This is a genomic window from Pantoea sp. BRR-3P (assembly GCF_039621635.1).
In the GTDB taxonomy this organism is placed as follows: Bacteria; Pseudomonadota; Gammaproteobacteria; order Enterobacterales; family Enterobacteriaceae; genus Pantoea; species Pantoea floridensis.
In genome coordinates this window covers 1,220,630-1,234,652 of sequence record NZ_CP155066.1, presented here as the reverse complement: position 1 = coordinate 1,234,652, position 14,023 = coordinate 1,220,630, and the positions used below count along the sequence as shown (strand labels likewise).

General features: G+C 55.9%; 14 protein-coding genes. 6 read left to right on the top strand and 8 right to left on the bottom strand.

The features are described 5' to 3' along the window. Positions 1-44 precede the first annotated feature (44 nt). The gene (locus AAGR08_RS05645) at positions 45-1,169 is read left to right on the top strand and encodes an S-(hydroxymethyl)glutathione dehydrogenase/class III alcohol dehydrogenase (protein WP_097096653.1); all 1,125 of its coding nucleotides are present in this window, start codon (positions 45-47) and stop codon (positions 1,167-1,169) included. Between the two features lie 12 nt (positions 1,170-1,181). Then, complete coding sequence (gene fghA, locus AAGR08_RS05640) at positions 1,182-2,024, top strand: S-formylglutathione hydrolase (protein ID WP_345828967.1); 843 nt, start codon at positions 1,182-1,184, stop codon at positions 2,022-2,024. A gap of 55 nt (positions 2,025-2,079) precedes the next feature. Here the strand turns inward: fghA and AAGR08_RS05635 are convergent, their stop codons facing one another. From AAGR08_RS05635 to yieE, 4 genes are all read right to left on the bottom strand, one after another. Further along, complete coding sequence (locus tag AAGR08_RS05635) at positions 2,080-2,865, bottom strand: ABC transporter ATP-binding protein (protein ID WP_097096651.1); 786 nt, start codon at positions 2,863-2,865, stop codon at positions 2,080-2,082. Beyond that, on the bottom strand, positions 2,865-3,944 hold the full coding sequence (locus AAGR08_RS05630; protein WP_097096650.1) for an iron ABC transporter permease: 1,080 nt from the start codon (positions 3,942-3,944) through the stop codon (positions 2,865-2,867). Before AAGR08_RS05630 ends, AAGR08_RS05635 begins: the two co-directional genes overlap by 1 nt. Positions 3,945-4,088: 144 nt before the next feature. After that, positions 4,089-5,555, bottom strand: coding sequence for an amino acid permease (locus AAGR08_RS05625; RefSeq protein WP_097096649.1), 1,467 nt, complete (start codon positions 5,553-5,555; stop codon positions 4,089-4,091). 136 nt (positions 5,556-5,691) lie between these two features. Continuing rightward, complete coding sequence (yieE, locus tag AAGR08_RS05620; protein WP_097096648.1) at positions 5,692-6,558, bottom strand: DNA-binding transcriptional regulator YeiE; 867 nt, start codon at positions 6,556-6,558, stop codon at positions 5,692-5,694. Positions 6,559-6,797: 239 nt separating this feature from the next. On the opposite strand from yieE, the gene AAGR08_RS05615 reads away from it, so the two are divergent. Together AAGR08_RS05615 and nfo are read left to right on the top strand one after the other, a co-directional pair. Beyond that, a complete protein-coding gene (locus tag AAGR08_RS05615; RefSeq protein WP_345828965.1) occupies positions 6,798-7,844 on the top strand; it encodes a YeiH family putative sulfate export transporter in 1,047 nt (348 codons plus the stop codon). 56 nt (positions 7,845-7,900) lie between these two features. Next, the gene (nfo, locus tag AAGR08_RS05610) at positions 7,901-8,746 is read left to right on the top strand and encodes a deoxyribonuclease IV (protein WP_345829864.1); all 846 of its coding nucleotides are present in this window, start codon (positions 7,901-7,903) and stop codon (positions 8,744-8,746) included. Positions 8,747-8,827: 81 nt separating this feature from the next. On the opposite strand, the gene fruA is transcribed toward nfo, so the two are convergent. The 3 genes from fruA to fruB are packed head-to-tail and all read right to left on the bottom strand — an operon-like array spanning position 8,828 to position 12,607. Next, complete coding sequence (gene fruA, locus AAGR08_RS05605) at positions 8,828-10,525, bottom strand: PTS fructose transporter subunit IIBC (protein ID WP_345828963.1); 1,698 nt, start codon at positions 10,523-10,525, stop codon at positions 8,828-8,830. A gap of 16 nt (positions 10,526-10,541) precedes the next feature. Next, positions 10,542-11,480 (bottom strand): 1-phosphofructokinase, encoded by a 939-nt coding sequence (gene fruK / locus AAGR08_RS05600; RefSeq protein ID WP_097096645.1) that lies wholly within the window; start codon positions 11,478-11,480, stop codon positions 10,542-10,544. Then, a complete protein-coding gene (gene fruB / locus AAGR08_RS05595; protein WP_345828961.1) occupies positions 11,477-12,607 on the bottom strand; it encodes a fused PTS fructose transporter subunit IIA/HPr protein in 1,131 nt (376 codons plus the stop codon). Before fruB ends, fruK begins: the two co-directional genes overlap by 4 nt. A gap of 136 nt (positions 12,608-12,743) precedes the next feature. Here fruB and AAGR08_RS05590 point away from each other — a divergent pair, with 136 nt between their 5' ends. Then, complete coding sequence (locus tag AAGR08_RS05590; protein WP_345828960.1) at positions 12,744-12,911, top strand: hypothetical protein; 168 nt, start codon at positions 12,744-12,746, stop codon at positions 12,909-12,911. 125 nt (positions 12,912-13,036) lie between these two features. Here the strand turns inward: AAGR08_RS05590 and AAGR08_RS05585 are convergent, their stop codons facing one another. Then, positions 13,037-13,291 (bottom strand): YkgJ family cysteine cluster protein, encoded by a 255-nt coding sequence (locus AAGR08_RS05585; RefSeq protein WP_097096643.1) that lies wholly within the window; start codon positions 13,289-13,291, stop codon positions 13,037-13,039. A gap of 152 nt (positions 13,292-13,443) precedes the next feature. On the opposite strand from AAGR08_RS05585, the gene yeiP reads away from it, so the two are divergent. Then, complete coding sequence (yeiP, locus tag AAGR08_RS05580) at positions 13,444-14,016, top strand: elongation factor P-like protein YeiP (RefSeq protein ID WP_097096642.1); 573 nt, start codon at positions 13,444-13,446, stop codon at positions 14,014-14,016. Positions 14,017-14,023: the final 7 nt, after the last annotated feature.

Genomic DNA, 14,023 nt, shown 5'->3' with positions numbered 1-14,023 from the left:
CATCGGGGCTATTTACCCCCCGCATCTACAGGAAGAGGGATTGCATGAACATGATTAAAACCCGCGCCGCCGTTGCCTGGGCAGCTGGCGAACCGCTGAAAATTGAAGAAGTGGATCTGATGCCACCGCAAAAAGGTGAAGTGCTGGTGCGCATCGTGGCCACCGGCGTGTGCCATACCGATGCTTACACCTTGTCTGGGCAAGATCCAGAAGGCGTATTCCCGGCGATCCTTGGTCACGAAGGCGGCGGCGTAGTAGAAGCAATTGGTGAAGGCGTCACCAGCGTGGCGGTAGGCGACCACGTGATTCCGCTTTATACGCCAGAGTGCGGCAAATGTAAGTTCTGTCTCTCCGGCAAAACCAACCTGTGTCAGGCGATTCGCGCCACCCAGGGCAAAGGTTTAATGCCTGACGGCACGACCCGCTTCTTCAAAGACGGCAAGCCGATTTTCCACTACATGGGCACTTCAACTTTCTCTGAATACACCGTGGTGCCGGAAATCTCGCTGGCGGTGATCAGTAAAGAAGCGCCGCTGGAAGAAGTGTGCCTGCTGGGCTGCGGCGTCACCACCGGCATGGGTGCGGTGATGAACACCGCGAAAGTGAAAGAAGGCGATACCGTGGCGATCTTCGGCCTGGGCGGCATTGGTTTATCCGCGATTATCGGCGCGAAAATGGCGAAGGCCGGTCGCATCATCGGTATCGATCTCAACACCAGCAAATTCGATCTGGCGCGCAAGCTGGGTGCAACCGATCTGATTAACCCGAAAGATCACGACAAGCCGATTCAGGATGTGATTGTTGAACTGACCGATGGCGGTGTCGATTTCTCCTTCGAATGTATCGGTAACGTCAACGTGATGCGCTCGGCGCTGGAGTGCTGTCATAAAGGCTGGGGCGAATCCGTCATCATCGGCGTAGCGGGTGCCGGACAGGAAATCTCCACGCGTCCGTTCCAGTTGGTAACCGGACGCGTCTGGCGCGGTTCTGCTTTTGGTGGTGTCAAAGGCCGTTCGCAGCTGCCGGGCATCGTGCAGGATTACCTTGACGGTAAGTTCGCATTAAATGATTTCATCACCCACAATCTTCCGCTGGAAGAGATTAATGACGCGTTTGATTTGATGCATGAAGGGAAATCGATCCGAACAGTGGTGCACTTTACCAAATAATCAGGAGACGTTATGGCATCCACTTTGGAGCTATTAGAAGAGCATCGCATTTTTGGTGGCTGGCAGCAGCGCTGGCGCCATCAGTCGGAGGTGCTGAACTGCCCAATGACCTTCAGCATTTTTCTGCCGCCGCCGCAGAGCGATGCGCCACCGCCAGTGGTGTGGTTCCTCGCGGGATTAACCTGCAGCGATGAGAACTTCACCACCAAAGCCGGTGCGCAGCGCGTGGCGGCGGAGCTGGGGTTGGTGCTGATCATGCCTGACACCAGCCCGCGCGGTGACGATGTGGCCAACGACAGCGGCTACGATCTCGGTCAGGGTGCTGGTTTCTACCTCAATGCGACGCAGCAGCCGTGGGCAGCGAACTTCCGCATGTTCGACTACCTCAGCGAAGAGTTACCGGAGCTGGTAGCGGATAACTTTAAGCTGAGCGATCGTCAATCGGTAATGGGTCATTCGATGGGCGGACACGGCGCGCTGGTGCTGGCGCTGCGTCTTGGCGGACGTTTTGCTTCAGCTTCCGCATTTGCGCCCATCGTCAATCCCACTGAAGTGCCGTGGGGGCAGAAAGCCTTTGCCGCCTATTTGGGAGAGGATCGTCAGACGTGGCGCGAATGGGATAGCTGTCTGTTGATGGAGCAAGTTGAGCAGCGTTTGCCGATTCTGATCGATCAAGGTGATAGCGATCAGTTCCTCGCCGATCAGCTGCGTCCGGAACGGCTGGAAGCGGTGGCGCGTGAGCAAGGTTTCCCGCTGGAGTTACGCATTCAGCCGGGATATGACCACAGCTACTTCTTTATCGCCAGCTTCGTAGAAGATCATCTGCGTTTTCACGCGAAGCATTTGTTGGTGTAACGAGGTCGCCAGAAATGGCGACCCTACGTAGGGTGCGCATTCATGCGCACCTTATTTAAACCAGCGTTTCCGCCAATCCATCGATCATCACCTGCGGCATGCCGCGTGAGCAGTGTTCGATACGCCCCCGCACGCCATACACCTGCGCCAACGTCTCTGGCGTTATTACCTTTGATGGTTCGCCGTCAGCCAACAGATTACCCTCTTTGAGCATCAGGGCATGGTCAGCATGACGTAGCGCGATGTTGATATCATGCACCACCACCACCGTGACAATGTTGCGCAGACGGGTTTCACGGCGCACCAAATCCATCACGTGGAACTGGTAGTTAAGATCGAGCGCGCTCAGCGGTTCATCCAGCAGCAGCAGCTCCGGACGGCGGATCAGCGATTGCGCCAGGCCAACTAACTGTTTTTGCCCGCCAGAAAGCTGATCGAGATAGCGCATGGCTAAATGCGCGATGCCGAGCTGATCCAGCAGATGCATGATCTCCGCTTCGCTCGAGGCGCTGTGCAAGCCACCTGACGCGCGCTGCGCCACAATAATTGATTCCAGCACGTGCAAATGCACGCCCGCTGGCAAGCTTTGCGGCAGATAAACCACGCGCTGCGCCCGCCGGGCAAACGGCTGGCCCATCAGCTCTTCACCATTGAGCCACAGCTCACCCTGCCCTTTGCTCAAACCGGCCAGCGCGCGCAGCAGCGTTGATTTGCCACAGCCGTTCGGTCCCAGCAGCACGGTGATTTTTCCGCGCGGCAGTGCGGGTACGTTGAGGTCTTCAATCACCTTGCGCTTTGGATAACCGGCGTAGAAATGGCTAAGACGTAATCCCTGTTCCATTACACCGTCCCCCGATGACGCAGAATAATACTGAGGAAGAACGGCACGCCGACCAGCGACGTCACAATCCCCACCGGAATGATTACGCCAGGAATCAGGTTTTTCGAGGCTACCGACGCCAGCGACAGTACCAGCGCACCAACCAGCGCACTGGCGGGCAGATAATAACGGTGATCTTCACCAAACATCATGCGGGCAATGTGCGGCGCGACCAGACCAATAAAACCAATCGGCCCAACAAAGGCCACCGCCAGCGCGGAGAGAATACTGATGCGCAGCAGCGTCGCCAGACGCAGACGGCGCACATCAATGCCAAAACTCACGGCACGATCTTCGCCGAGGCGCAGCGCGGTCAGTTTCCAGCTGCTGAGCATGGAGAACGGGATCAGGATGGCAAACGCGGCGGTTAATACACCGAGCTTCTCCCACGAGGCACGCGCCAGGCTGCCCATGGTCCAGAACACTAAGCCTTGCAGCGTATCTTCGCTGGCGATGAACTGCATCATCGAGACCAGCGCGTTGAAGGTGAACACCAGCGCGATACCAAACAGCACCACGCCAGAGGTCGAAACTTTAGTCCAGCGCGTTACGCCATCCAGCATCAGCGCGGCAAACAGCGCAAACACGAAGGCATTAGCGGAAATAAACCACTGATCGGGAATGCCGGGAATACCGATACCGAGGATGATGGCCAGCGCGGCGCCAAAGGCCGCCGCCGACGAAACGCCAAGCGTAAACGGGCTGGCGAGCGGGTTATTCAGGATGGTTTGCATCTCTGCACCGGCGAGACCAAGCGAAAACCCCACCACCACTGCCATCAGCGCGTAGGGCAAGCGAATGTCCCATACAATCACGCGCGTGCCCGCATCAACCGCATCGGGATGCGTCAGCGTTTGCCACAAAGTGTCGAGGGAGAGCCCAGCCGGGCCGAGAGTGAAATCCAGCATCACCGATGCCAGTATCGCCAGCACCAACACGCCAATCAACAACAGTCGCTGACGCAGTACCTGGCGATAACGTGTCATGGTGTCGGCTTGATGGCCGTTTTCCGCCACCAGCGTGGCGTCCGTGGTACGCATTGTTCTACCTGTTTCTTGTCGAAATCATAACGGCAGCCACAATAGTGCAGGTGATAATAATTATCAATTATATCCAGGTAACAAATGTTAAAAAAAGCGCGCATCATGCGCGCTCTGTGTCGTAGGGTCGCCATTCATGGCGATTCACTCTTTAAACGTTGGGAACTCCATCTCGCTGTACTTCACGAAGCGAGAGCCGCGTGCCAGCTTATAACCCAACCAAATAATCAGGAACAGCGGGATGCCGATATAGGTTGCCGCTACGCCGTACCAATCAATACGATCGGCAAGGAAGGCCTGATAGTTCTGCCCCAGCGTAATGATCAGACACAGAATAAAGGCAAAAATCGGTCCCAGCGGGAAGAAGCCGGAGCGGTACGGCAGATCGGCCAGGCTATGCCCCTGCGCCACATAGCCACGACGGAAGCGGTAATGGCTGATGGCGATGCCCAACCAGGCAATAAAGCCCGTCATGCCTGAAGTGTTCAGCAACCACAGATACACTTCCTGGTTACCAAATTTCGAACTCAGGAAGCACAATCCCGCCACCACGGTAGTGGCGATCAGCGCGTTGCGCGGCACGCCGCCCTTCGACAGCTTGCCGAAAATACGTGGCGCTTTGCCTTCGCGAGCCAGGTTAAACAGCATACGCGTTGAGGCGTACATGCCCGAGTTACCTGCAGATAATACCGCCGTCAGAATAACGGCATTCATCACCGCCGCCGCAGACAGCAGACCGGCGTTCTGGAACACCAGCGTGAACGGGCTTACGGCGATGTCAGTGACATCGTTATGCAGCAATTTAGGATCGGTGTACGGCAGAATCAGGCTGATAATCAGAATCGCGAAGATATAGAACAGCAGAATACGCCAGAATACCTGACGGACCGCACGCGGGATGTTCTTCGCCGGATCCTGTGATTCACCGGCGGCGATGCCGATCAATTCGGTGCCCTGGAAGGAGAAGCCGACGATCATCGCCACGCCTATCATCGCAGCAAAACCACCGGCAAACGGTGCTTCGCCGACCGTCCAGTTATGCCAGCCGGCATTTTCAGCGCCGCGCATGATGCCAGTAATCATCAACACGCCAACCGCAATAAAGATGATGACGGTGGTCACTTTGATCAGCGAGAACCAGTATTCCGCTTCGCCAAAGCCTTTAACCGAGATGTAGTTGAGCAGGAACATCAGGCCGAGGAACAGCGCGCTCCAGATCCAGCCGGGCGTATCCGGAAACCAGTAATTCATGACGAGCTGCGAGGCGACGAGGTCAACGGCGATGGTCACCGCCCAGTTGTACCAGTAGTTCCAGCCCAGTGCGAAGCCGAAACCTTCTTCGACATATTTGGCGCCGTAGGTGGCGAAGGAGCCCGAAACCGGCATAAAGGCCGCGAGTTCGCCAAGGCTGGTCATCAGGAAGTAAACCATCAGGCCAATCAGCGCATAAGAAAGTAGCGCACCGCCCGGTCCTGCCTGAGAGATGGTGGCACCCGAGGCGACAAACAGGCCGGTACCGATGGAACCGCCAATGGCGATCATAGTGAGATGACGCGCTTTTAATTCACGGCGCAATCCAGGTTGTTGTGTTGTTTTTGAGTCATTATGCATGTGTAAACGCTATGCTGGATAAAAATAAGGCGCGATTGTAGCACCAAGACCCAAGCTGTATAGCATTCACGTCGGGTTATTAGTTACCTTCATGATCGGCCGGGAATTATTAGCCGCAGCGTAATAAAAGCCGCAATTATTCACGGCAATACGATAAAAAGCGACTTAACGCTTTCGACACATGCTTCTGACGATGGTGGATGCGATAGAGCGTACGCGTCAGGCGCGGCAGCGGAACAACAACTTCCACCAGCGTGCCCGCCTCAAGCAGATCGGCAATCACGCGCCGCGATAAACAGCTAATGCCCATGCCATGACGCACCGCGTGTTTAATCGCTTCCGAATTGCCTAATTCCATGCCGAGCTGAAACTGTGGCAAGTGCGACAGCAGCAGATAATCAACGATTTCACGCGTACCCGACCCGCGCTCGCGCAGAATCCACGGTGCGGCGGCGAGCGCTGCCAGCGTAATCGGCTGCTGCAGGATTGCGGCATCGGGCGCGGCAAATACCACCAGCTCATCCTCCAGCCACGGTTCGCTGATAATATCCAGCTCGTGACACGGACCTTCAATCAGGCCAATATCCACGCGGAAATCCGCCACGGCATTAATCGCATCCTGGCTATTGCCGACGCTGAGCTCCAGCGGCAGCGTGGGGAAGTCACGGCGATAGGCGGCGATCATGCCCGGTAACAAATAGTTGCCGATGGTGCTGCTGGCAAACAGGCGAATCGCCCCGTTATCTTCTTTAAATAGTTGCTCAATCTCACCCGCCTGCTCCATCAAGCCAACGGCGCGCGGATAGAGTAAACGTCCATGCTCATTGACCACCAAACGCTTGCCGACCCGATCAAACAGCTGCACGCCAAGTTGATTCTCCAAATCCGCCAGCGCCGCACTGACCGCCGACTGCGACAGCGCCAGCACCTGTGATGCCTGCGTGGTTGAACCGCTTTTCAGCACCTCGGTAAACACTTCAATTTGACGCAGCGTGATGTGCATGCGCCCTCCTCATCTATTACTTATTCCGATTAATTATAAATATATTATCAATTTTACTTTTAAACCAGCGCAGCGCAGGATTTAGGCATAGGAAAAACGTTAGACAAACTCACGGCATAAATCATCGCAGATTCTGTAGCGGCGCGATTTATCGCGCAATGAATTGCGCCGCTACGGAATGTGCGCTTTCTAATTTTGGTTTTCATCCGCATGAATGCCGCCCCTACGAGGAGAAAGATATGGCTGAGCTAAGCGTCAATAAAACCCCGTTTCATCTACATCACTGGCTGCCGGGTTTACTGCTGACCGCGGCCATTGCCGGTGGTGCGGCGTGGTTAGCCAATCAGCCGTGGCTGGCGGGTGCCGGATTCGGCGCGCTAACCTTAGCGATAATCCTGGGCATCGTGCTGGGCAATACCCTTTATCCACACATCACCGAACACTGCGACAGTGGTGTGCTGCTGGCGAAGCAGCGCTTGCTGCGCCTCGGTATCATCCTTTATGGCTTTCGTATTACCGTGCAGCAGATTGCCGATGTGGGTATCAGCGGCGTGCTGATTGATGCGCTAGTGCTCAGCTCAACGTTCCTGCTGACCTGTTTTATCGGCATTCGTTTGCTGAAGATGGATCGCGAAACCGTATGGCTAATTGGCGCGGGCAGCAGCATTTGCGGCGCAGCGGCGGTGCTGGCGAGCGAGCCTATCGTTAAAGCGCCACCGTCAAAAGTGGCGGTGGCCGTGGCGACGGTGGTGCTGTTTGGCACGATAGGCATCGTGATTTATCCGCTGCTGTGGACGCTGCTGCCTAACGTCAGCGCAGCCCATTTCGGCATCTTCACCGGTTCTACGCTGCATGAAGTGGCGCAGGTCGTCGCAGCCGGACACGCGATGGGTGCCGAGGCGGAAAACACCGCGGTCATCGCTAAAATGCTGCGCGTGATGATGCTGGCGCCGTTCTTGCTGATTCTGGGTAGCTGGTTGAAGCGCCAGCGTAGCCAGCAGGCTGCACAGCCGACATCCGCCAGCTTCCCATGGTTTGCGCTGCTGTTTATTGTCGTTGCGCTGTTTAACTCGCTGCATCTACTGCCTGCCCAGGTGGTTGTCACGCTCAATCAGCTGGCAAATTTGCTACTGGCAATGGCGATGGCCGCGCTGGGTTTGACCACCCGCTTTAGCGCATTAAAGCAGGCTGGCTTTAAACCGCTGCTGCTTGGACTGGTGATGTTTGGCTGGTTGATTCTGGGCGGCGGCGCACTCAATGTGCTGGTGCAACATTTCATGGCTTAACGGCATCCGCTATGATGGGCGCTTTGCAGCAGCAATCGCCCAATCAGGAGAGCGGCATGAAATATATCGGCGCACACGTCAGTGCATCCGGCGGCGTGGACCAGGCAGTGATCCGTGCCCACGAACTTGAAGCCACAGCCTTTGCGCTGTTCACTAAAAACCAGCGCCAGTGGCGCGCGGCGCCGCTCTCGGGTGAAGTCATTGATGCCTTCAAGACCGCCTGCGATCGCTACAATTTTACCTCCGCGCAGATCCTGCCGCACGATAGCTATCTGATTAACCTTGGCCATCCGGTGATGGAAGCGCTGGAAAAATCACGTGATGCGTTTCTCGACGAGATGCAACGTGCCGAACAGCTTGGCTTAACGTTGCTGAATTTCCATCCAGGCAGCCATCTTAAGCAGATTGAAGAAGAAGCCTGTCTGAAGCGTATCGCCGAATCGATTAACATCGCGCTGGATAAAACCAGCAGCGTGGTCGCTGTCATCGAAAACACCGCCGGCCAAGGCAGCAACCTCGGTTTCCGCTTCGAACATCTCGCCACCATTATTGAGCATGTAGAAGATAAGTCGCGCGTTGGCGTGTGTATTGATACCTGTCACGCCTTTGCCGGTGGATACGATCTGCGCAGCGAAGAAGCCTGTGTGGAGACCTTTAGCGAATTTGAACGCATCGTTGGTTTCCAGTATCTGCGCGGCATGCACCTGAATGATGCCAAAAGCACGCTGGGCAGCCGCGTTGACCGCCATCACAGCTTAGGTGAAGGCAATATCGGCAAAACGGCGTTTAGCTGGCTGATGAAGGATAAACGTTTTGACGGCATTCCGATGATTCTGGAAACCATCAATCCGGATATCTGGAAGGATGAGATTGCGTGGTTGAAGGCAGAGCAACAGGGATAATGTGATAACCAGGTTGGCATGAATGCCGACCAATAAACAAAAAAAGGGAGCCGAGGCCCCCTTTTTCACGTCTGGCGAATGTTACGCTGCTTTCGCCAGCTCTTCTTCCGGACGTTTCAGAATCGCGTAGCCGAGACCCGCCACTGCGGTACCGATTACAATCGCCATCAGGTAACCCAGCACTGGCGTAATCGCGCCTGGGATCAGCAGCACGAACAAACCACCGTGCGGTGCCATCAGTTTGGCGCCAATCGCCATCGAAATTGCGCCTGTTACCGCGCCACCCACGATACAGCATGGCAGCACACGCATTGGGTCACGTGCAGCAAATGGAATCGCACCTTCAGAGATGAAGCATAACCCGAGCACCAGCGCCGCTTTGCCGCCCTCTTGCTGACCTTTATTAAACTTACGACGCGCAACCATCGTCGCCAGGCCCATCGCCAGCGGTGGCACCATACCGGCCGCCATAATCGCCGCCATTGGCGCGTAGGTTTGCGAACTCAGCAGGCCAACGCCAAATGCATAGGCGACTTTGTTCACCGGGCCGCCCATATCGGTACACATCATGCCACCAAGGATCGCCCCCAGCAGAACCGCGTTAGCCGTCCCCATGTTGGCCAGCCAGTGAGTCAGGCCGCTCATGATGCCAGCCACTGGCTTACCAACCACGTAAATCATCAGCAGACCGGTAATTAAGCTCGCCACCAGCGGAATGATCAGAATCGGCTTTAACGCTTCCATACTCTGCGGCAGTTTCACTTTGCTGCTGAGCATTTTAGCGGCGTAACCGGCAATGAAACCGGCGATGATGCCACCGAGGAAACCGGCGTTAATGCTGGTGGCGATCATGCCGCCAATCAGACCTGGTGTCAGACCCGGACGGTCCGCAATCGAGAAGGCAATGAAGCCGGCCAAAACCGGAACCATCAGGGCGAAGGCGCTGCCGCCGCCAATTTGCATCAGTGCAGCGGCCAGGGTGCCCTGCTCTTTAAAGGCGGTAATACCGAAGGCAAAAGAGAGCGCGATGCTCAAACCACCCGCCACCACCATCGGCAGCATATAGGAAACGCCGGTCAGCAGATGACGGTACGCACCGGCTTTCTCTTTGCTGTCGCTCTGCGCGCTAGCCGTCTGATTGCCGCTCGGCTGATAGGTTTTCGCTTCAGCCTGCGCTTTATCCAGCTCTTGAGCCGTCTTTTTCAATGCCAGGCTGGTTGAGGTACGGTACATCGGCTTACCGGCAAATTTCGCCAGATCCACGTCGATATCCGCCGCGACGATCACCAGATCGGCTGCGGCCACTTCTTCTGGCGTGATGGCGTTGCCCGCGCCGACTGAACCACGGGTTTCTACTTTCACCCACCAGCCACGCCTGGTTGCTTCGGCCTGAATGGCTTCGGCAGCCATAAAGGTATGCGCCACGCCGGTTGGGCACGCGGTCACCGCGACAATACGTTTCTGGCCACTGCTCTGCGCTGCAACCGGTACGGCAGCTGCCGACGTCGCAGGTTGCCAGGTTTTGGCGCTCGCTTTGGCTTGATTGATCGCCGCCAGCGGATCGCGCAGCGCCTGCTGCACATCCACCCGCGCCACAGATTTGCCTGCCAACTGCACATCATCAGGCACGTTATGGCCCGCAACCAGCACCAGCTCTGCTTCAGCGGCATTATCGGTGAGTGTTAATCCGGCCTGCGCCGCAGTGGCGCGTAAGCGTTCCAGCGCCAGATGTCCTGATGCCAGTCCCAGTGAAGAATCTTTTATCAGCAGCGTTTTCATTATCGCTCTCCTGCTGTTAGTTAACGGGTTGTAAGTCGACGCGCGCCATCATCGCGGCCAACTGGGTACGATCGGTAACGCCAACGTTACTTTGGCTGACGGCCATCGCCGCCACTGCCGTTGCCAGACGCAGCGTGTGCTCGCTGGATTCACGCATCAGCAGGCCGTAAATCAGGCCGCCGACCATAGAGTCGCCTGCACCCACGGTGCTGACCACTTCACAGGCGGGCGGTTTGGCGATCCATTCGCCGGAAGCGTTAACCCATAGCGCGCCCTCTGCGCCGAGAGAAATCACCACGTGCGCGATGCCCTGCTCGCGCAGTTCATGCGCGGCATCAATCACGTCCTGCAGCGCAGGCAGCTTGCGTCCGGCCCAAATTTCCAGCTCGCGACGATTCGGTTTAACCAACCAGGGCGCGGCTTTCAGACCAGCGACCAGCGCTTCACGGCTGCTGTCGAAGATGATGCAAGGACAGAGCGTGCGCAGATCGCTCATCCATTTGGTAAATGCTTCTGGCGCAACGCCCGCTGGCAAGCTGCCGCTGACGCATACCATGTCGAACTGGCCGAGCCAGGTTAACGAGTCCGCCGTGAAACGATCCCAATCCTGCGCCGTAACCTCAAATCCGGAGAAATTGAGATCGGTCACATCGCCATCTTTTTCCGTCAGCTTGACGTTAATGCGCGTGCGGCCCTGCACCACCTGAAAGCGGTTGGCAATGCCCAATTCGCTGAACAGTTGCTGAAAACCATCCTGATTCTCTTTACCGAGAAAACCGCCGACGGTGACATCGATGCCTAAATCCTTCAGTACCTTGGCAACGTTAATGCCTTTACCCGCTGCATGCAGACCGGTGGTTTTTACCAGGTTAACTTCACCGCGCTCGATCTCAGGCGTGTAACCGACCAGATCGTAAGCGGGATTTAATGTAATTGTTGCGACACGACGGCTCATGCAACCCCCTCGCCTAAACCAGAATTAATGGCTTCTTCAATTGCGTTCAGCGCCTGCTGTGCGTCTTCGCCGCTGGCGGTAAAGCGCAGGCGATGGCCTTTTTTCACGCCCAGCGCGACCACTTTCATCAGACTACGGCCGTTGGCGGGTTTGCCGCTACCGTCAAGGTTTGTCACGGTGATGTCACTATTGAACTGTTTGATTACGCTCACCAGCGCGGTACCCGGACGCGCATGCAGGCCGTGCTCATTGCGGATAGTGAATTCCGCGGTCAGCGACTCGGCGGCTTCATCCACTTCGCTGGTCAGCAACGCCAAAATGCCGGCGGCATCCACCTTCAGCAGCCGTTCAGCTTTGTTGGCCAGCAGCAGATTGCTGAGATAGCCCAATACTTCCAGCGGCCGCTGATCGTTAGCCGCAACGGTGAGCAGCAGCGCGACATTTTCGCCCTGATGCTGGAAAGGTGCAGCAGCACGGCTTATCGCCACGGCGCTGCCGAGATTGCCCTGAGCGCTATCACTGAGCCAAATGCCCTGCCCGAGACTCAACGGCGTACGCGAAACCACATCGGCAATAAATGACGTATCCACTGCGCCTGCCGCTTGCAGACGACCAGCGTTCAGCGCCTGCAAGGTGATTAAATCGCTGGCCGCAACATCTATGGCTATCAGCGAGGTATCGAATTTGAACTCAGCCGCCTGATTTTCGCCCATCAGCAACGCGCGCAGCTCTTCTGCCGAGGCGCTTTTCAGCTGTTCAGCAATACTGTCATCGCTTAACACATGGGTAAGCTGGCGCAGCAGCGCGAGGTGTTCATCAGATTTCGCGGCAATACCGATGGCCACATACGCCGTTTGCCCTTCGCCCCAATCAACGCCCTGCGGAAACTGATAAACCTGTACGCCGGTTTTCAGTACCAGATCGCGGGTGTCGGTGGTGCCGTGTGGAATGGCGATGCCATTACCCAGGAAGGTCGTAGTTTGCTGTTCGCGCGCCAGCATGCCGTTAACGTAGCCTTCGGCCACATTTCCCGCAGCCGTTAACGCAGCGGCAACCTGGCGAATGGCCTCTTCTTTATTCTGTGCATTAGCACCGGTATGAATAGCCTGAACTTCGAGCTGGAACATATCTCTCCTCGCTTGCTGTATTGAATCGTTTCAGCTATCGGGTAAAAAAAGGCGCCACGCATCACGGACTTGGCCGTCGTCGCAACGCTGAAACGTTTCAGGGAATATGGTACAGCAATGTCCTTCAGGCAAGAAAATGCGCGATCTGAGTAGCAGATTTTTGATGCTACGCACACTTCATGCTGAATTTAAGATTTTTACCGTCAGGCAAGCTGATGCATTTGCTGTAACAGCTGGGCACATTAAGGCAAATCGTTCAGCACTGCGTCAGCTGGCCATTTATGGCGTAATGGTTGTCGGTTAACACATGAAAAACCCTCATTACCGAGAGCACAGATTGTAGCGGCGCAATTCATTGCGCGATAAATCGCGCCGCTACGGAAGGTGCGGTGATTTGATACGGCGCTTAACCGAACGATATTCCGCCATTTATGGCGCCGTTTCGGCTTCCAGTTTGAGCAGGAAAGTCATGGCGCTATCGCGGCTGTTGCCGCACATTTCTGCGCTTGGCTGTAAACCGGCACATACCGCAGGGCGCAGTGGCGAGCCAAAGATTTTGCAGCGCTGCTGTTCGTCGAGCTGTACGCAGCGCGTGTTTGCTGGCTTGCCGTGCGGCATCCCTGGAATGGGAGAAGAGATTGAGGGGGCTGTGCAACAGGCACCGCACTGGTCACGACAAAACATCATGCGCTCCTGTAGAGAATTCGCCGCGACAATAACAGGCTGATGCAGTGAATGCCATGCACGCGCAACAATTTTACACCGCCTCACTTGCCAGTTTTTCGTCGCGCGAGTAACGTGACGCGCATTAACCTTCAGTGAGCGAGAAAAGCACAATGCCAAAGGCAAATGAGATAAAAAAAGGGATGGCTGTCACCTGGAACGGCAAACTGTTGCTGGTGAAAGACATTGATGTGCAAAGCCCCAGTGCGCGCGGTGCCGCTACGCTCTATAAAATGCGTTTTACCGATGTCCGCACCGGCTTGAAAGTGGAAGAGCGTTTTAAGGGCGACGATATTATTGATGCCATTTCGCTCAGCCGCCGCGCCGTCACCTTCTCTTATATAGACGGTGATGAATACGTATTTATGGATGATGAAGACTACACGCCTTACAACTTCAAGAAAGACCAAATCGAAGAAGAGCTGCTGTTTATTCCTGAAGGCGGTATTCCGGGCATTCAAGTACTGACGATGGACGGCCAGGTTCTGGCACTGGAATTACCTCAAACGGTTGATATGGAAATTGTCGATACGTCGCCGGGCATCAAAGGCGCCTCCGCCAGTGCCCGCTCCAAACCTGCTGTTATGAGTACGGGTTTGTCTATTCAGGTGCCTGAATACCTCAGCAACGGCGAACGCATCCGCATTCATATTGCAGAACGACGCTATATGGGCCGCGCTGACTGATATCGTA